Annotated in this window: 15 protein-coding genes; 7 read left to right on the top strand and 8 right to left on the bottom strand. The window is 71.4% G+C overall.

What is annotated here, in order from left to right; genetic code table 11:
* Positions 1-37: 37 nt before the first annotated feature.
* Positions 38-898: a LysR family transcriptional regulator gene (locus AB0O15_RS13130; RefSeq protein WP_364317905.1), complete on the bottom strand. Its 861-nt coding sequence runs from the start codon at positions 896-898 to the stop codon at positions 38-40.
* Between the two features lie 117 nt (positions 899-1,015).
* Here AB0O15_RS13130 and AB0O15_RS13125 point away from each other — a divergent pair, with 117 nt between their 5' ends.
* Positions 1,016-2,068: a saccharopine dehydrogenase NADP-binding domain-containing protein gene (locus AB0O15_RS13125; protein ID WP_364317903.1), complete on the top strand. Its 1,053-nt coding sequence runs from the start codon at positions 1,016-1,018 to the stop codon at positions 2,066-2,068.
* 27 nt (positions 2,069-2,095) lie between these two features.
* The gene (locus tag AB0O15_RS13120; protein ID WP_364317901.1) at positions 2,096-2,617 is read left to right on the top strand and encodes a hypothetical protein; all 522 of its coding nucleotides are present in this window, start codon (positions 2,096-2,098) and stop codon (positions 2,615-2,617) included.
* Positions 2,618-2,620: 3 nt separating this feature from the next.
* On the opposite strand, the gene AB0O15_RS13115 is transcribed toward AB0O15_RS13120, so the two are convergent.
* Positions 2,621-2,731, bottom strand: a complete 111-nt coding sequence (locus tag AB0O15_RS13115; protein ID WP_364318142.1) for an LPXTG cell wall anchor domain-containing protein — start codon at positions 2,729-2,731, stop codon at positions 2,621-2,623.
* A 13-nt stretch (positions 2,732-2,744) separates the two neighbouring features.
* Entirely contained in the window at positions 2,745-3,425 is a 681-nt protein-coding gene (locus tag AB0O15_RS13110) for a hypothetical protein (protein WP_364317900.1), read from the bottom strand.
* A gap of 208 nt (positions 3,426-3,633) precedes the next feature.
* Between AB0O15_RS13110 and AB0O15_RS13105 the strand changes: the two genes are divergently transcribed.
* The 3 genes from AB0O15_RS13105 to AB0O15_RS13095 all read left to right on the top strand — a co-directional run bounded on the left by AB0O15_RS13105 (position 3,634) and on the right by AB0O15_RS13095 (position 10,419).
* A complete protein-coding gene (locus AB0O15_RS13105) occupies positions 3,634-5,769 on the top strand; it encodes a transglycosylase domain-containing protein (RefSeq protein ID WP_364317898.1) in 2,136 nt (711 codons plus the stop codon).
* A 78-nt stretch (positions 5,770-5,847) separates the two neighbouring features.
* The gene (locus AB0O15_RS13100; protein WP_364317896.1) at positions 5,848-7,338 is read left to right on the top strand and encodes a VCBS repeat-containing protein; all 1,491 of its coding nucleotides are present in this window, start codon (positions 5,848-5,850) and stop codon (positions 7,336-7,338) included.
* Positions 7,339-7,461: 123 nt separating this feature from the next.
* A complete protein-coding gene (locus tag AB0O15_RS13095) occupies positions 7,462-10,419 on the top strand; it encodes a discoidin domain-containing protein (protein ID WP_364317894.1) in 2,958 nt (985 codons plus the stop codon).
* Between the two features lie 8 nt (positions 10,420-10,427).
* Here the strand turns inward: AB0O15_RS13095 and AB0O15_RS13090 are convergent, their stop codons facing one another.
* Complete coding sequence (locus AB0O15_RS13090) at positions 10,428-10,823, bottom strand: hypothetical protein (RefSeq protein WP_364317892.1); 396 nt, start codon at positions 10,821-10,823, stop codon at positions 10,428-10,430.
* Between the two features lie 110 nt (positions 10,824-10,933).
* Between AB0O15_RS13090 and AB0O15_RS13085 the strand changes: the two genes are divergently transcribed.
* On the top strand, positions 10,934-11,500 hold the full coding sequence (locus AB0O15_RS13085) for a GrpB family protein (protein WP_364317890.1): 567 nt from the start codon (positions 10,934-10,936) through the stop codon (positions 11,498-11,500).
* 29 nt (positions 11,501-11,529) lie between these two features.
* Here AB0O15_RS13085 and AB0O15_RS13080 read toward each other — a convergent pair whose 3' ends face one another.
* A complete protein-coding gene (locus tag AB0O15_RS13080; RefSeq protein ID WP_364317889.1) occupies positions 11,530-11,952 on the bottom strand; it encodes a nuclear transport factor 2 family protein in 423 nt (140 codons plus the stop codon).
* An 80-nt stretch (positions 11,953-12,032) separates the two neighbouring features.
* Between AB0O15_RS13080 and AB0O15_RS13075 the strand changes: the two genes are divergently transcribed.
* Entirely contained in the window at positions 12,033-12,620 is a 588-nt protein-coding gene (locus AB0O15_RS13075) for a TetR family transcriptional regulator (RefSeq protein ID WP_364317888.1), read from the top strand.
* A 65-nt stretch (positions 12,621-12,685) separates the two neighbouring features.
* Here the strand turns inward: AB0O15_RS13075 and AB0O15_RS13070 are convergent, their stop codons facing one another.
* The 3 genes from AB0O15_RS13070 to AB0O15_RS13060 form a co-directional block, all read right to left on the bottom strand.
* Complete coding sequence (locus AB0O15_RS13070; RefSeq protein WP_364317887.1) at positions 12,686-14,278, bottom strand: GGDEF domain-containing protein; 1,593 nt, start codon at positions 14,276-14,278, stop codon at positions 12,686-12,688.
* Positions 14,279-14,309: 31 nt separating this feature from the next.
* Positions 14,310-15,893, bottom strand: a complete 1,584-nt coding sequence (locus AB0O15_RS13065) for a serine/threonine-protein kinase (protein ID WP_364317885.1) — start codon at positions 15,891-15,893, stop codon at positions 14,310-14,312.
* 69 nt (positions 15,894-15,962) lie between these two features.
* Positions 15,963-18,314 carry a phosphoketolase family protein gene (locus AB0O15_RS13060; RefSeq protein WP_364317883.1) on the bottom strand — a complete coding sequence of 784 codons (2,352 nt, stop codon included), beginning with the start codon at positions 18,312-18,314 and terminating at the stop codon, positions 15,963-15,965.
* Between the last annotated feature and the right edge of the window lie 3 nt (positions 18,315-18,317).

Raw genomic sequence — 18,317 nt, 5'->3', positions numbered from 1 at the left:
TCCGGATATCAACCAACATCTATGCCAGAACGGCGGGCTACGGCACGACCCAGCACTGCGCGAAGGCCGCCGCCAGCTCACCGCGTTCGCCGGCCCGGGTGGCCAGCACGACCTGACTCGGCTCGACGCCGGTCAGCGGGATCGTCGTCAGGTCGGGGCGCAGGGCCGTGATCGGGATGCTCGCCGGGAGGATGGCCAGCATCCGGCCGGCGGCGATCAGCTCCACCTTGTCCTCGTTCGCGGTCACCAGCGGGCCGTCGGGGGCGGGACTGCCGTCCGGCCGCGGGTCGATGCGCCAGTACGCGTCCAGCACCGGATCGTCGGCCCGGGGCAGCGGCTCGCCGGCGATGTCGTCGACGGTGACCGACTCCTTGCCGGCCAGCCGGTGGTCGCGGGGCACCACCAGCACCCTCGGCTCCTCGTAGAGCACGGTCAGGTCGAGCCTCGACGACGGGACGGGCATCCGGGCCACCGCCACGTCGACCCGCCGCTCGAGCAGGGCGGCCCGGGGCTCTCCCCAGGTCAGATGCCGGGTCTGCACGTCCGCCGACGGGAACCGATGGCGTAGCTCGCGGACTGCGGCCGTGATGGCGACGCCGGTGACGAAGCCGATCGTGATGCCGTCCGGGCGGGCGGCCGTCCGGGCATGCGCGGTGGCCGCCGTGGCCACGTCGAGCAGCTCCCGGGCGTACGAGAGGAAGACCTCGCCCGACGCCGTCAGCGAGCTGCCTCGCGGGGTCCGGTCGACCAGGCGGGCGCCGACCTGCTGCTCCAGGCGCAGGATCTGCCGGCTCAGCGACGACTGGGTCAGATGGAGCGCGGTCGCCGCCCGGCCGAAGTGCCCGTGCCCGGCGAGCACCGTGAACGACCGGACGAGCGTGAGATCGAGGTCGGTCACCCCGCCACCATATCGGTGACCTGCGGTGATGCGTCGATCGGGACACCCCTCCCGGAACCGTCATTGGACCTGGCCCGGGCCGGGGGCGCACGGTCGAACCCGACGAAGGAGAGTGCGATGGGTGAGATCTGGATCGTCGGGGCGACCGGGCGCAGCGGGCGGATGATCGCCGCGAACCTGGCCGGACGGCACGACCTGGTGCTGGCCGGACGGGACGCGACCCGCCTGCACGAGCTGGCCGGCCGGGTCGGCGGGACGGCCCGCACGGTGGTCGGCGCGACACCGGAGGCGCTGGCCGGCGAGATCGGGCGGGCGCGACCCGCGGTGGTGATCAACCTGATCGGGCCGTTCACACGCACCGCGGCGCCGATCGTCCGGGCCTGCCCGCCGGGAACCGGCTACGTCGACATCTCCAACGAGCTGTTCGGCATCAAGGCCCTGCTCGACCGGCACGACGAGGCGGCCGCCGCGGGGCGGACGGTGGTGACCGGCGCCGGGTTCGGGGTGCTGGGCTCCGAGGCGCTGGCGTTGCACCTGTGCGCGGGGCGGCCGGCGCCCGAGCGGGTCCGGTTCGACCGGGTGGCGATGATCGCGGGTGAGGCCGAGCCGATGGGCGAGGCCCTGGCCGGCAGCATTGTGGACGGGATCCTCGGCGGCGGCTGGGCCTACCGCGGCGGCCGGCTGGTCCCGGCGCCGGTCGGTGCGGCCGCCGAGCGGCAGACCATGCCGGACGGCTCGACCGCGACCACGTCGTCCTTCCCCTCCGGTGACCTGATCGCCGTGCAGCGGGCCACCGGGGCCGCGGAGGTCCTGATCGCGGCGGCCGAGGCGCCGTCCGGGCCGCTGGTGCGGGTCGCCGTGCCGGTGGCGAGGTCGGTGCTGCGGGTGCCGGCGATCCGCCGGTGGGCGACCGCCCGGATGGCCGCCATGACGATCGGCGGCAAGCCGCCGGCCAGCGAATACACCTGGGTGCGGGGCCGGGTCAAGGAGCGCGGGGGACCGGTGCGTGAAGGGTGGCTGCGCGCGGGGGAGGCGATGGCTTTCACGTGTACGGTCACCGCGTTGACCGCCGCGCGCCTGGCCCGCGGCGAGGGCAAGCCGGGTGCGTACACGCCGGGCGCCCTGTTCGGGACGGAGCTGGCCGAGGAGGCCGGCGCGACCTTCCACTGAGGCCGCTGGAGAGGGCATGATGTGGCGGTGCGAGCGCCCCTTCTCCTGACCGTGGCCGTGCTGGGTCTCAGCGCGTGCTCGTCGTCCCCGACGCCGCCGGGCGCCCGCGCGACCGTCTCCCCGGCCATCTCGGCGGCGCCGGCGCCCACCGGATCGGCCCCGGCCCCCGCGGCCTCCGGCGCCCCGTTCGCCCCGCCCACCGGCACGCCGGCGCCGGGCGGCCACGAGGTGAAGGCCGGCGGCAGGACGATCGGGGGCATCGCGCCCGGCCTTGACCTGCCGCCCGGCAGCAAGGTCACCGACAGCATCGTCACCGGTGAGAGCACCACCGTGATCCTCGCCGCACCGAGGCCGGCCGCGGTCCTGGCCCACTACCGCGCCAAGGGCCCGGCGGCCGGCTACACCGTGGGCTCGGACACCGGCGGCACGCTGGCCCTGACCGGGAAGCGCTGGCAGGTGACCGTGACGACGCAGGCCAAGGACAGCACGCTCACCTTCCAGCCCATCGCGGCGGGCGACCCCACCGAGGCGGTCACCCCGGGCATCTGACGCTCAGGCGGTGAACCGGGTCCGCCGCCGCCGGGCCACCACGGCCACGACTGCGCCGGCCAGCAGGAGAAGGGCGCCGACTCCGAGGATCGTGGCGGTGTTCGTACCGGTCAGCGGGAGACCGCCGTCATCGCCGGTACCCGCACCGGCGCCGGCCGCGGGCGGGACGCTGGCGGAGGCCGACGTCGCCGGGGTGGTCGGCTCGGAGGGCGAGGATGGGCTCGGTCGGCGGTGTGGACGGCGTGATCACCTTCACATAGGCGAAGCCGAGCGGGTTCGGGTCGGCCGGGACGGGCAGGTCACGCGACTCCAGCAGCAGGACGCCGTCCGCCCCGGGCGCCGGGGGCCGCTGCTTGTCACCGTCCCGCAGCGCCAGGCCGTGGATGCCACCCTGCCCCTCGCCGTAGGACTTCGGGTACCAGCGGAAGATGATGGCGCCGGGCTTCTCGGTCTGCTTCGCCTCGAGGGCGACCTGGAAGCGGGCGAGCTGGTAGCGGCCGCCGGGCTCCAGGGTCTGGTCGATCTGGCACCACGCGCCGTCGAGATTGCTGTCCTTGTAGTAGTAACAGTTGGTGAACTCGCGCGGCAGGTTGAGGTCGTTCAGGACGCGGATGTTGACCAGCACGCCACCGGCGAACTCGGTGTCGTTGCGGTTGCCGACACCCAGCGTGACCGGGGCGGACTCGCCCGGTCGGATCTCGTGCGGGACGGGCTTGCCGGCGTCGTCGCGCTCGACCAGAGCGGTGACGTGGAACTCGGCGTCGGCGGCCTGAGCGGCCGCGGGGACCGCCAGTAACGCGACCGACATGAATGCCGCGCCGAGGGCGCGAACGATGATCTTCGCTACATCTCCCCGTGGATGGATGGCCGGGAGACTGTACTGAGGATCGATGTCCCGGTGGCGCTCAGGGTGCTCCCGGGAAAGCGACGTATCCTTTCCTGTCCGGCGATTCAAACGCGCGCGCCCTGGGTAGTGGCCCGGTGCGTCGTGAAGCAACCTGTGCGAAAGGGGCCTTGTGTCCAGCGGTAACCGGCCGAAAGCCCGATCGTTCATCACCAAGGCCGGAGCGCTGGCGCTCTGTGGTCTTCTGACCGGCATCGTGGTCTCCGCCGCCTCGTTCCCCGCCGCCGCCCTCTCGGGGCTGGCCGCCAAGGAGGGCGCCGCGGAGTTCGCCGCGCTGCCGAAAGCGATCGTCGACCAGACCGCGCCACAGGTCACCCGGGTGTACGCCGCGGACGGCCGCTCGCTGATCGCGACCGTCTACGACGAGTTCCGCAGCGACGTGCCGATCAGCCAGATCTCGATGAACATGCAGAACGCGATCGTGGCCGCCGAGGATCACAACTTCTACACCCACAACGGCGTCGACGCGAAGGGCATCGCCCGGGCGTTCGTGAACAACCAGAACGGCGGCTCGCAGCAGGGCGCATCGACGCTGACCATGCAGTACGTGCGGATGGCTCAGGCGTACGGCGCCCGGACGCCGCAGGAGGCGATCGACGCGACCAAGGACACGCCGGAGCGCAAGGTCGCCGAGATGAAGAACGCGCTGCAGATCGAGAAGGACCTCGACAAGAAGCAGATCCTCGAGCGCTACCTCAACCTGGCGCCGTTCGGCAACGGCGCGTACGGCATCTACGCCGGCAGCCAGGTCTACTTCAAGAAGTCGCCCAAGGACCTGACGATCGCCGAGGCCGCCCTGCTCGCCGGCATGGTCAAGGCTCCGACCGCGTTCGACCCGACCACCAAGTCCGGCTACCCGCAGGCGCTCGACCGCCGCAACTACATCATCGACAACATGCTCTCGCTCCAGCAGATCACCCAGGCCCAGGCCGACGCGGCCAAGAAGGTGAAGCTGGTTCGCACGGCCAACCACCCGGGCAACGGCTGCACCGAGGTCCGTACCAACAGCTGGGGCTTCTTCTGCGACTACTTCTACCGCTGGTGGCTGGGTCAGAAGGACTTCGGCGCCAACGCGTACGAGCGGGAGCGCCTGCTCAAGACCGGTGGCTACACGATCGTCACGTCGCTCGACGTCAAGGCGCAGGAGTCGGCCCGCAAGGAGATCCTGAAGAAGACGCAGGACAACGACAAGAACGCCGCCCTGATCGCCGGGATCGAGCCGGGCACCGGACACATCAAGTCGCTGGCCGCCAACCGCAAGTTCAAGCTGGACGACGGGGCCAACCCGAAGAGCTCGAACCCGGAGTCGCGGCGGGCCGGCGCCAAGGCGACGTACCCGAACACCACCAACCCGATCATCACCGGCGGTGGCGGCCTCGACGGCTACCAGGCGGGCTCGGTGTTCAAGATGTTCACCATGGTCGCCGCCCTCGAGGACGGCAAGGGCCTGGACTACTCGATCACCTCCGGGTCGACCTACCGGACGCGGTACCCGGTCTCCCCCAGCTCGCCGGCGGCCTGCCCGGGCACCTCGGTGTACTGCGTGTCGAACGCGTCGAAGAGCGAGCAGGGCACGTTCAACATGTGGACCGGCTTCGGCAAGTCGGTCAACACCTACTTCGTGCCGCTGCAGGAGCAGGTCGGCGCCGAGAAGGTGGTGGACGTCTCGAAGCGGTTCGGCATGGTCTACCGCTCGGCCAGCGACCGGAAGCTGCTCGAGACCAAGGAGGCGGCCCACGACTTCGGCGCCTTCACGCTGGGCGTGACCGCGTCGACGCCGCTGGACATCGCGAACGCGTACGCCACGCTGGCCGGTGACGGCATGTACTGCTCGCCGACCCCGATCAAGCAGATCTACGCGGCCGACAAGTCCAAGGTCAAGACCGGTCAGCCGTCCTGCACCCGGGCCACCTCGGCCGACGTGGCCCGTAAGGCGCTCGACGCGGCCCGCTGCCCGGTCGGCGACCGCGCCCAGCTCGGCAACTGCGGCGGCGCCACCGAGCCGAACGCCCGCCGGGTGATCGACCACCCGATCTTCGGCAAGTCCGGCACCACCGACAGCGGCCGCACCGCGTCGCTGGTGGTGGGCTCGCAGAGCCTGGTCGTGGCCGGCTACCTGGTCAACCCGGACTGGGCCAACCACACCGACAAGATGCGTCACGACATCATCAACCCGATCGTCTACAACACGCTGGCCGACTATCTGAAGGGCACCGAGAGCAAGGAGTTCAAGAAGCCAGGAGATTGACAGTTTCCGCCGTGGATTCGGGCACCACCGCTCGGATAGGGTTCGTCCCATCGAACGGCATTCACGGGGGAAGTTGTCTTGAAGGTCTCGCGCGCCTCGGTCGGTCTCATCGCGGCGGTCATCGCGGTGGGTTCGCTCGGCCTGGGCTCTCCGGCCCAGGCCGACCCGAAGAAGGCCATCCCGTCCGTGCCCTGCGCGGCCGGGGGAGTGACGAGGGCCGACACCGCCGTCGCGACCAAGATCCGGCCGCTGATGACCGGCCGCCGGCTCGGCCGCTCGGTGTCCGGTTACAGCATCTCGTGCGCCCGGGCCATCGTCGGCCACGTGCTCGGGCGCAAGCTGCCGGCCCGGGCCGCGGTGATCGCCGTGACGACCGCGATCACCGAGAGCAGCCTGCGCAACTACTCGCTCGCGGTCGACCACGACAGCCTGGGCCTGTTCCAGCAGCGTCCGTCCATGGGCTGGGGGCGCCCGAGCCAGCTGCTCGACCCGGCCTACGCCACCCGCAAGTTCCTCGACAAGATGCTGCGGACCCACCCGGGCAACCGGTGGATGAGCGGTGAGATCGGCCGGATCAGCCAGCGGGTGCAGGCGTCGAGCTTCCCGACCGCGTACGAGCCCGAGGTCGGCGACGCCGCCCTGATCGTCGCGCAGCTGCTGAACAGCCCGCGGACGCCCGCCACGACGACCACCGCGCCGCGTACGCCGAGCGGGCCGTACAGCAAGACCCTGCTCGAGGCCGCCCCCGGGCTGCCCGAAGCCTTCGACGACCGGCACCAGCTGATGCTGGCCGACTGGAACGGCGACGGCCACCAGGACCTCGTCGTGCTCCAGCGCTCCGGCACGCTCACCGGCCGGGTCGAGGTGCAGGTCGTCAACGGTGCCCGCCAGTTCCGTGACCCGCTGCTCCGCACCACCGTGCCGATGGACGCGACCGACGACCGCCACGCGTTCGCGATGGCCGACTGGAACGCCGACGGCCGCGCCGACCTCGTGGTCATCCAGCGGTCCGGCACGGCCAGCGGCAAGACCGAGGTCCGGGTGCTCGACGGCGCCTCGTTCCTGCAGCGCTGGCTCCCGGCGGTGGTCACCGCGCTCGGCCCGACCGACGCCTGCCACGTGTTCTCGGTCGCCGACTGGAACGCCGACAAGCGACCCGACCTGACCGTCATCCAGCAGTGCGGCACGCCCAGCGCCCGCACCGAGGTCCGGGTGCTCGACGGCGCCTCGGGCCTCCAGCAGTTCCTCCGGCAGGACGTCACCCCGATGGCCGCGACCGACGCCCGGCACTCCTTCACGCCGATGGACTGGAACGGCGACGGGCAGCTCGACCTGGTGCTGACCCAGAAGTCCGGCGCCGCCGGCAACAAGACCGTGGTGCGGGTGCTCGACGGCGCCAAGGGCTTCCGCAGCGACGTCGTTCCGGCGATCACGGCCCGCGTCACCACCGACGACCGCCACGCGATCGCGGTGACCGACTGGAACGCCGACAAGAAGCAGGACCTGGTCGTGATCCAGAAGGCGGGCACCGCCACCGGCCGGAGCGACCTGCACATCTTCGCCGGCTGACGACGTTGTTTCCTTGACGTTTCCTGTTCGGGCCTGTTTCCATTCGTGGACGTAGATGTTCGTCCGCGTTCGGCTGGTGGGGGAAACGTGAGCTGGTTCGTGCGATTGAGTGCGGCTGCCGCCGTGACCACGCTGGCGGTGTCCCTCGCGGCCGTCCCGGCGTACTCGGCTGAGATCTTGCCCTTGTATCCCTCGACCGCTGACGGGACCGCCTTCCTGGACCACCGGGCGCTCCTCGGCGACGTGCCCGAGCCGGCCTGGTACGAGGCGAACATCCCGTTCGTCGACATCCCGGACCGGGACGTGCGCGACACCTACTACTACCGGTGGCGCACCTTCAAGGAGGCGCTCAAGTTCACCGGGCCGAAGGACGGCTGGATCGTCACCGAGTTCCTCGGGCCGGTCGGCTACTCGGCGCCGTTCGGCGGCATCAACGCGGCCGCCGGCCACCACGTCTACGAGGGACGGTGGCTGCGCGACCGGCGGTACCTGGACGACTACCTCGACTACTGGCTCAGCGGCTCGGGTTCGGAGGCCAAGCCGGCCACCGAGGGCCTGAACAAGAACACCACCGACTGGGCCCACCAGTACTCGTTCTGGGCGGTCGACGCGGCGGTGGCGCGGGCCGAGGTCACCGGTGACTTCCGGTTCCTCCAGGACCGGCTGCCGCAGCTGCGCAAGCAGTACGAGGGCTGGAAGAAGAGCAACTTCGACGCCGCCCGCGGGCTCTACTGGCAGACGCCGGTGTGGGACGCGATGGAGTTCACCGCCGGCTCCTACCAGACCGCCGATCCCTACCACGGCGGCGACGGCTTCCGGCCCACGCTCAACGCCTATCAGTACGGCGACGCCCGCGCGTTGGCGCTGCTGCTGCGCCGGGCCGGTTCGCCCGACGCCGCGAAGTACGAACGGGAAGCGGCGGCGCTCAGCCGGAACATGGAGCAACAGCTCTGGGACGGCGACTTCTACAAGCACGTGCAGCGCGACGCGACCACGCCGATCGGCGACCGTGAGCTGATGGGCTACGTGCCGTGGTACTTCCACATGCCACCGGCCGCCGACGCCAAGGCCTGGGCCCAGCTGACCGACCCGCGGGGCTTCGCCGCCACGTACGGCCCGGCCACCACCGAGCGGCGCAGCCCGTGGTTCATGCACGAGGCGCTCGACGGCTGCTGCCGGTGGGACGGGCCGAGCTGGCCGTACGCGACGAGCCAGACGCTGACCGCCCTGAGCAACCAGCTCCTCGACTACCCGGCCCAGCCCTATGTGGACCGCGACGACTTCACCACCCTCCTGCGGGGGTACGCGCTGACGCAGCGCAAGAACGGCCGGCCCTACGTGGCCGAGGCGCACCACCCGGACGAGGACCGCTGGATCTACGACGGCCGCGGCCACAGCGAGGACTACAACCACTCCACGTTCACCGACATCGTGCTGAACGGGCTCTTCGGGATCCGGCCGCAGGCCGACAACAGCGTGCGCGTCGCCCCGCTCGCCCCGGCGTCGTGGGACCACTACGCCGTCGAGAACGTGCCCTACCACGGCCACAACCTGACCGTGCTGTGGGACCGGACCGGTTCGGCGTACGGGCAGGGCGCCGGCTTCCGGGTGTACGTCGACGGCGTGCTCTCGTCATCGCAGGCCGCGCCCGGCGACGTGCGGGTGAAGGTCGGCGGGCCGGTGCCGCAGAAGCTGCCGGCGCTCGTCGACGACGCCGCCAACCCGAGCGAGGCCGGCTACCCGGCCGCGCGGGCCTCCTACACCTGGGCGGGCGACTCGGCCGCCAACGCCATCGACGGCCAGAACTTCCACCTGGACACCCCGACCACCCGCTGGACCACCTGGCAGTCGCCGAACCACGGCGACTGGCTCGAGGTCGACCTGGGCGCCTCGTCGGTGGTCTCCGACGTGCGGGTCGACTTCTACGACGACGGTGGCGGCGTGCGGACCCCGGACACCTTCGCGGTGCAGTACCTCTCCGGCGAGACCTGGCGGGACGTGCCCGGGCAGCGCCGCGACCCGGCCACCCCGGCCGCCCGCACGATCAACCGCGTCGTCGTCGACCCGCCGATCCGCACCGACCGGCTGCGCGTGGTCGCCGCCCGCGCCGGCGGGGGAGCGGTCGGCATCACCGCGCTCCAGTCCTGGCGCCGCCCCGACAACCGCCTCCAGGTCACGATGCCGCCGTCGGTGGCGGTCGACGCCGGCGCGACCTTCCGCGTCAAGAGCCGGGTCACCGCGACCGCGGCCACTCCCGATGTCCGGGTGGAACTCGCCGTCCCCCGTGGCTGGACGGCGTCACCGGTGACCGCCGCGACCACGCCGCTGCTGCCCGCCGGGGACACGCTCACCACCACCTGGAAGGTGACCGTCCCCGCCGACGCCCGCCTGACCGACCGCCTTCCGGTGCGCGCCCTGGCCCGGTCCGGCGGGGCGCTGGGCCGGGTCAGTACGGCGGTCACGTCGACGGCGTACCAGTTCGACCCGGCCGACTACCCGGCGGTCGCGTGGGACGACGACTTCACCACCGACCGCCTCCCGGTCTACCGCGTCGACCATCCGGTGAACGAGCCGTCCCCCGCGCTGGCTGTCTCCGATGGCGCGTTGACCGCCACGGCCACCGGCCGGGCCTTCGCGGTCCTCGCGGCGCCGACCGCCGTGAAACCGGAGGGAACCGCGCTGATCCTCACCCCCGAGCGGTTCTCCGGGGCGTCACCCGAGGACAGCCTGTTCCTCGGCGCCTCGGCCGGCCACGGCGACAACGCGCTGGCCTGGTACAACAACTTCCACGGCAGCTCCGGCGCCGACGTGCAACGCGGCGGCGCGGGCCGGCCCGAGGCGACCGGCGGGTGCTGTGCGGCATACCGCTGGGAGCCCGGCGACCGGATCGCGGTCCTGCTGCGCTGGGGCCGGCTCAGCACGTGGGCCGAGCACGACGGCAGGTGGACCCAGATCCACGACGCTCCGGTGAGCGCGGCGGTCGACGACGCGACGCTGAGCACCTGGTCGCCGGCGTTCGGCGTACGGCTGGACCCGGGTTCTCTCGCCCTCGGCCACTTCACCGTCCGGACCCGCGCCTAGCCGCGCTGTCAGATGTAGTGAGCCGCCTTGCACGTGTCCACCAGGTCGGCCAGGGCTTCGCTCACCATCCCGGCCTCCTTCGCCGGGTCGCCGCCGGCCTGGATCCGGGTGGCCGCCGCCACCGCGAAGTTGGACAGCAACTGCGCCTTGAACCTGATGTCGTTGTCCGCCGACCGCGCGCCCCGGTCGCCCACCTCGTACAGCCGCTCGATCGTCACCTTGGAACCGTCGTCCACGATCTTCTTCGCCTCGCGGCAGGTCGGTCCCGCGGCATCGACCGCACGAGAAGAAGCAACCGGTGACGCCGGCGCGACGGGTGAGGGGCTGCCCGCCGGCCCGCCGCCGCCCGCGGCGCAGCCGGTCGTCACCAGGACCGTCAGCAGCATCAACCGTCGCATTCGCACCCGGCTCATCCTTCCCGGCGCCCGCCCCGGCCGACCTGGCGTGGCCGCATGCGGTCAGCGCCCGAGTCCCAACTCGGCGGCGACCGCGCTGGGTGCGGCAGGGCAGGGCGATGACGGACGACAATGCTGCCGCGTCCCGGGTCAGCGATGAACGAATCCACCTTCATGCCTACAACCCGGCGTGGCCAGGTCAGTTCGAGTTGGAGGCGAAGGTTCTCGAGGGGGTGCTGGGGCCTCATGTCGTCGGTGGGATCCACCATGTCGGGAGCACGGCCGTCCCTGGGCTGCCCGCGAAACCGATCATCGACATAATGGTTGGCGTGGCCGACCTCGGTTCGTCAAGGCCCTGCATCGAGCTGCTGGCCGAGCATCACTACTGCTATGCCCCTCACCGGCAGGACGTCATGCACTGGTTCTGCAAGCCGGACCCCGCTCACCGCACTCACCATCTGCATCTGGTCCGGACCAGCTCTCAGCGATTCACCGACGTGCTCGCGTTCCGCGACTACTTTCGAACCCATCCTGCGGCCGCTCATCAGTACGAAGCGTTGAAACGACAGCTCGCCATCCAGCACGCTCACGATCGCAATGCTTACACCGACGGCAAGAGCGCCATGGTCGCCGCAATCACCGTCGATGCCCGCCGATGGCGGGCTGAAAATGAGCGCGCGCAGTAGGCCCCGGTCGTGAACGTGTCGTCGGGAGGCTAAACGTTGCCGGCGGCGGCCAGGGTTTCGGCCAGTACCAGAGGGTTGAGGTAGTCGCGGTACGAGACGACCAGGCCGTCCCTCATCCGCAAAACGGCAATGATCGTCTGGTGCAAAGGCGCGCCCGTGGGGATCACGGTGCCGTGAGCCTCGTACTCGACGATCACCACCTCGGGGTCCGCGGTCTCGTGAATCACCGTGTTGCGGTACTCGTCGAACTTGACGAGGCCGTTGGCTTGCGCGGTCAGGAACTCGTGGATCTGATCGCGGCCCTCCACGCGGTCCGGGATACCTTCGGGTCGGTACGGCCACTCGACATAGCCGTCCGCCGCGAACAAGTTGACGAACGCTTCAGTGTCCTGCTCGCGGCTCGCGCGCAGGAGCTGCTCGACGACTTCGCGTGATGTGGCAGCCACGGCCACCACCCCCTTCGTTGAACGCCTGTTGATTGAACGAGCGTAGAACGAATAAGCGCGCCGGTCAACAGCCGTAGAATGAACCCGTGACTGAATCGAGCCCCCGGCCTACCAGGGCGGAGCAACGTCGACAGAGCGAGGAGCGCATCCTCGCCGCGGCCCGTCACCTCTTTGCCGAACTCGGCTACGACCGAACCACCATCCGGGCCATAGCGGCTGCGGCCTCCGTCGACGCCGGACTGGTCATGCACTACTTCGGCAGCAAAGACCTGCTCTTCGCCCGAGCCGTCGAGGTGCCCGCCGATGAACTGCCCGGCGGGACCTCGGGCGAGGTGGCCGAGGCGCTGCTCACGTCGCTGGGCCGGCGCCTGACCGGCGAGCCGGTGGCCTCCCTGGCTGTGCTGCGCTCGATGCTCACCAATGCCGACGCCGCTGATCGATACCGGGCCGCCGGAGAGGCCCAGCTCAACCAGCTCACCGAGGCGATACCCACGTCCGACGCCGACCTGCGCGCGAGCCTGCTCAGTGCGATCATCCACGGCGTGATCGCCGAGCGATACCTGCTACGCCTCACGCACCTCGCCGACGCCTCCCCCGAGCAGATCATCGACCTACTGCGCCCGTGCTTCCAAAGTCTGACAACACCTCCGCCGACATCGGTGAAGCCCCAGTAGACGACGGTGGCGTCGGCCGCCGCGACGGAACGACTCGGCGATGATCACGAACGGCGGCTGCCGTACTAGCTGGCCACGCGGTTGCGGCCGGCTCGTTTGGCTCGGTAGAGGTTGCGGTCGGCGCGGAGGTTGGCCTCGGTCAGGTCGCCGGTGGGGGCGACCTCGGCCAGCCCGATGCTCAGCGTGATGGTCAGGGCCGGGTCGAGGTCGGGCCAGGTCAGGGCCGCGATGCGGGTACGCAGCATCTCGCAGCGCGCCTCGGCGTCGGCGGCGTGGGCGGACGGGAGGGCGATCAGGAACTCCTCGCCGCCCATCCGGGCCACCAGGTCGGTGTCCTGCGCGCCGGCCAGCAGTTCGCCGGCGATGCGGCTGAGGACCGCGTCGCCGCTGTGGTGGCCGTACCGGTCGTTGACGGTCTTGAAGTGGTCGATGTCGGCGAACGCCAGCCACAGCGGGCCGGCCGCGGCCATCTCGGGCAGGCGCTGCTCGGCGTGGCGGCGGTTGGGCAGGCCGGTCAGCACGTCCTCGCCGGCCTGGCGCTGCCAGCTCAGGGTGGCCAGCTCCAGTTCGGCGCTGCGGATCCGGGCCAGCTCGGCCTCGAGGCGGGCGTTGTCCAGCTCGAACTGGTGCACCGCCATGCGGGCGCGGACGGCGGCGGCGTCGCTGTGCGCGGTCCGCTCCAGGTCGTGGAAGAGCCGGTAGTGCTTGAGCGCCGCCGCGTACTCGCCGATGCTCTCGTACGTCTCGGACAGGTCCTGATGAATGATCATCGCCATCGGGGTCTCGCCGGTGGCGACCGCCTGGGCGAGGGACTGCTGGAACAGGTCGATGGCCTCGGGGCCGGCGCCGCGCAGGAGCTGCACGCGGGCCGCGTGCTGCAGGGTGCCCAGCTCGATCGAGTCGTAGCCGTGCGCGACCGCGATCCGCCGGGCCTCGGCGATCATCCGGGTCGCGGCCGGGAAGTCGCCGTCCAGCGCCCGCAGCATGCCGAAGTTGTCCAGGCTGATCGCGACCCGGAACGGGTTGCCGGCCGTACGGGCCAGCTCCAGCGCCTCGCCGACGTGCCCGAGGGCGGCGCGCAGGGTGTCCTCGGCGCCGGCCGGGTCGCCCGCGGCGCGTTGCCGGGCGACCTGGTGGACGGCGTTGTCGGCGAGGTTGTTGAGCACACAGAACTGGGCCTCGGCGTCCATGCCGGCGACCATCCGCAGGGCGTTCAGCAGGTACGTGGTGCTCAGCGCGTAATCGCCCATGCTGCTGTGCACCACGCCGGTCCGGTTGTGCACCCAGTAGAGCAGGTCCTGATCGCCGAGCCGGTGCGCGATGTCCCGGCCCCGGGTCAGCGCGGCCAGGGCCTCCTCGTGCAGGCCGAGCTCGTTGAGCGCCATGGCTTCGACGGTCAGCACGTCGCAGATCGCCGCGTCGTCGCCCAGCGTCTCCAGCAGCGCCACGGCGTCCCGGCAGGCGGTGACCGACTCCTCCTGGCCGCCGAGCCGCAGCAGCTGGGTGGCCTGGGAGCGCAGCGCCCGGGCCTGCGACGCGTCGTCGCCGGTCGCGGCGGCCAGTTCCGCCGCCTGCCGGGCCAGGGCACAGCCGTCCCGGTAGTCACCGGCCAGCCGGGCCTGCTCCGCGCGCTCCAGCAACCCGGTCGGCCCATTCATGGTCCTACGTATCGCCCAGGGCGGCCCCGACTTAAGTGATTCGGACCTCGACGTCGTTGAACGAGGCGCCGTACGGCGGGGTCTCGTTGCCGGGCGCGCTGACCAGGCCGATCATCGGGCGTCCGCGGTCGATGTCGGTCTCCGGCAGCGCCGCCTCGCCCACCTGCACGCCGTCGTGCCCGAACCGGACCACCCCGCCCCGCACCACCACCTGCAACCGCACCGGCTGCCCCACCTTCAACTGCCCGGCGCCGGTCAGCGGCACCTCACGGGCGACGTAGGCGATCTCGCCGTCCCGGTCGACGGCCAGCCGGAACGCGTCTTCACACGCGGTGATCTGATAGCTGCGCTCGGCCTTCCAGTACAGCCAGACGCCCAGGCAGCTGCCGGGCTCCTCGATCCGCCCGGTGACCGCGATGGCGTGGTCGCCGGACAGCTCCTTCTCGGGGCCGGCGCAGGTGTAGAAGCCGGGGCTGACCCGGTGCACCCGGAGCGCACCCTGGGTCACGTCGCAGTTCGACTGCTCCTCGCCGACGATGAAGGTGCCGTTCCACTGCCCGGCCACGGTCAGCGTGTCGGTGATGAACGGCCGGCCCGCGGGCAGGCCGAACGGCGGCGGCCCGGGTTGCGCGGCGAGCTTTCGCTGGGCGACCAGTCCGGCGGCGCCCAGCAGCAGGATGACGGCGGCGAGGGCGGCGACCAGCCACCGGCGGCGGGAACGCCGGGGCTTCTGAACCACCTCGGTGACCGCGCCGCGCAGCGAGTCGCTCAGCTGCGGCCCCGAGCCGATGAGCTGGTCGATCAGATCGCGAGCGGTCGGCCGCAGCGCCGGGTCGGGCTGCAGCGCGGCCTCCACCAGCAGGCGCAACCGGTCGTCCAGGCCGCGCAGGTCGGGTGGCTGGGACATGATCCGGGCCGCCGTCGCGGCCGGCGAGTCGGCGTCGAACGGGCCGTGCCCGGTGGCCGCGAACGTCACCACGCAGCCCCAGGCGAAGATGTCGGCGGCCGGGGTCAGCGCCCGGCCACGCCCGTCGAAGCGCTCCGGCGACATGTACGACACCGTGCCGACCATCTGCCCGCTGCGGGTGTGCTCGGTGGTCGCCTCGAGCGCCCGAGCGATGCCGAAGTCGATCACCTTGGGGCTGCCCGGGGCCAGGAGCACGTTCTGCGGCTTGAGGTCGCGGTGGATGATGCCGGCGTCGTGGATGGCGACCAGGGCGGTGGCCACGCCGATCGCCACCGAGTGCACGTGCGAGCCGGTCAGCGGGCCCCGCTCGCGGACCACGTCGTACAGCGACGGCCCGTCCACGTACTCGACGACCAGGTAGGGCCGGGCGGCGTCGGGGTCGGCGTCGAGCACCGCCGCGGTGCAGAACGGCGGCACCTGCCGGGCCCGCTCGACCTCGGTGCGGAACCGGCGGCGGAACTCGTCGTCCCCGGCCAGCTCGGCGTGCACCACCTTGACCGCGACGAGCTGCCCGGCCGGGTCACGGGCCAGGTAGACCACGCCCATCCCGCCCGAGCCCAGCCGGCCGACCAGGGCATATGGGCCGATGTCGGACGGATCGCCGGCACGCAGGGACTCCCCGTCCCGCCGGTGCCTGGCCTGCTCCATCGGACGGAGGGTAGTGCTCCGGAGCCGGTAACGGGAGGCCGAGGTACGAAGGGGAAACCACCGTGACCGTCAGGCGGTCTCGGCCCAGTCGCCCAGCGTCCAGTCGCGGACCTCGGGCATGTCCTCCATGTGCTCGACCACGTACTGCTCGTGCCGGGCGAGCTGCGCGGCGCACCACTCCTTGAGCTCGGTCGCGCCTCGCGGCAGCCGCTTGGCGTTGTTGATCGCGTCCATCACCAGATGGTAGCGCGACGCCCGGTTACGCACGGTCATGTCGAACGGCGTGGTCGTCGTACCCTCCTCGATGAAACCGCGCACCCGGAACCGGTCGGCGTCGGGCCGCCCGTGCACCATCTGGTGGATCGCGCCCGGGAAGCCGTGGAAGGCGAACACCACGTCGACCGAGTCGGTGAACAGCTCGGTGAACATGGTCTCGCTCATCCCGTGCGGGTGGTCCTTGGGCCGGATCAGCGACATCAGGTCGACCACGTTGACCACCCGCACCTTCAGCAGGGGCAGCCGCTCGCGGAGGATCTGTGCCGCCGCCACGGTCTCCATCGTGACCACGTCGCCGGCGCAGGCGAGCACGATGTCCGGGTCGGCGCTGCCGTCGTCGTTGCCGGCCCAGTCCCAGATGCCGGCGCCGCGCGCGCAATGGTCGATCGCCTGGTCCAGCGACAGCCACTGCAGCTGTGGCTGCTTGTCGATCACGATCAGGTTGATGTACGAGCGGGAGCGGAAGCAGTGGTCGGCCACCGAGAGCAGGCAGTTCGCGTCCGGCGGGAGGTAGATCCGGTTGACCGTGCCGCGCTGGGTGAGCACCACCTGGATCAGGCCCGGCCCCTGGTGCGAGAAGCCGTTGTGGTCGTTGCGCCACGCGGTCGAGGTGAGCAGCACGTTGAGGCTGGGCACCTTGGCCCGCCAGGGCAGCTGGGCCGCCTCCTCCAGCCACTTGCCGTGCTGGACCGTCTGGGAGGCGCTGACCATGGCGAACGCCTCGTAGGTGGCGAACAGCCCGTGCCGCCCGGTCAGCGTGTAGCCCTCCAGCCAGCCGTGGCAGTTGTGCTCGGACAGCACCTCCATCACCCGGCCGTCCGGACCGAGCGCCACGTCGCCGGGATAGACCGTCTCCATGAACGCCCGGTCGGACGCCTCGAAGACCGCGCCGAGCCGGTTGCTGTTGGTCTCGTCCGGGCAGGTCAGGCGGAAGCGGTCGGGGTTGCGGCGGTAGATGTCGCGGATCATCTCGCCGAGCTTGCGGACCGACTCGACCCGCTCGCGGGCCGGCTCCTTCACCTCGACGGCGTAGTCGCGGAAGTCGGGCAGGTCGAGGTCGCGGGTGAGCCGGCCGCCGTTCGCGTGCGGCGTCGCGCTCATCCGCAGGTCACCGTCGGGCGCCTGGCCCCGGATCAGCTCGGCCGGCCGGCCCGCGTCGTCGAACAGCTCGTCCGGCCGGTACGAGCGCAGCCACTGCTCGAGCAGGGCCAGGTGGGCCGGGTTCTCCTTGACGCCGGACAGCGGCACCTGATGGGACCGGAACGTGCCGGCGATCTTGACGCCGTCCACCTCGGCCGGGCCGGTCCAGCCCTTCGGCGTACGCAGAATGATCATCGGCCAGGGCTCGCCGGAACCGGCCTTCTTGGCCTGGATGCGCTCCCAGGCGTCGGTGAGCGCGGCCGCGAACCGGGTGTGCATGCCCGGCACGTCGTCACCCTCGACCTCGATCACGTGGTAGCCGTGGCCGCGCAGCAGATCGCGGACCAGGGCCGGGTCCTTGCGGCCGAGCACCGTCGGCCCGGAGATCTTGGCGCCGTTGAGATGCAGGATCGGCAGCACCGCGCCGTCCCGGGCCGCGTTCAGGAACGAGACGCCCTTCCAGGAGCCCTCGAGCGGGCCGGTCTCGGCCTCGCCGTCGCCGACCACGGCCACGGCCAGCAGATCGGGGTTGTCCATCACCGCGCCGAACGCGTGCACCAGCACGTACCCCAGCTCGCCGCCCTCGTGGATCGAGCCGGGCGTGGTGACCGAGACGTGGCTGGGGATGCCGCCCGGGCTGGAGAACTGCCGGAACAGCCGGAGCATGCCCGGCTCGTCCGGGGTGACCTCCGGGTAGATCTCGCTGTACGTGCCCTCCAGCCACCCGGCCGCGACCAGCGCCGGGCCACCGTGGCCGGGGCCGGTCAGGTAGAGCGTCTCCTGCCCGGTCCGGCGGATCAGCCGGGACACGTGCGCGTAGATGAACGACAGGCCGGGGCTGGTGCCCCAGTGGCCGAGCAGCCGCGGTTTGATGTGTTCCGGCCGCAGCGGCTCCCGCAGCAGGGGATTGGCCTGAAGGTAGATCTGCCCGATCGTCAGATAGTTGGCGGCCCGCCACCACGCGTCGAGGCCGGCGATCTCATCCGTGTTCGGCTCGTTGGTCACGCC

It is taken from the genome of Actinoplanes sp. NPDC089786 (assembly GCF_040684855.1).
Classification (GTDB): Bacteria; Actinomycetota; Actinomycetes; order Mycobacteriales; family Micromonosporaceae; genus Actinoplanes.
The sequence above is the reverse complement of the archived record's forward strand: the minus strand, read 5'-3'. Positions and strand labels throughout refer to the sequence as shown.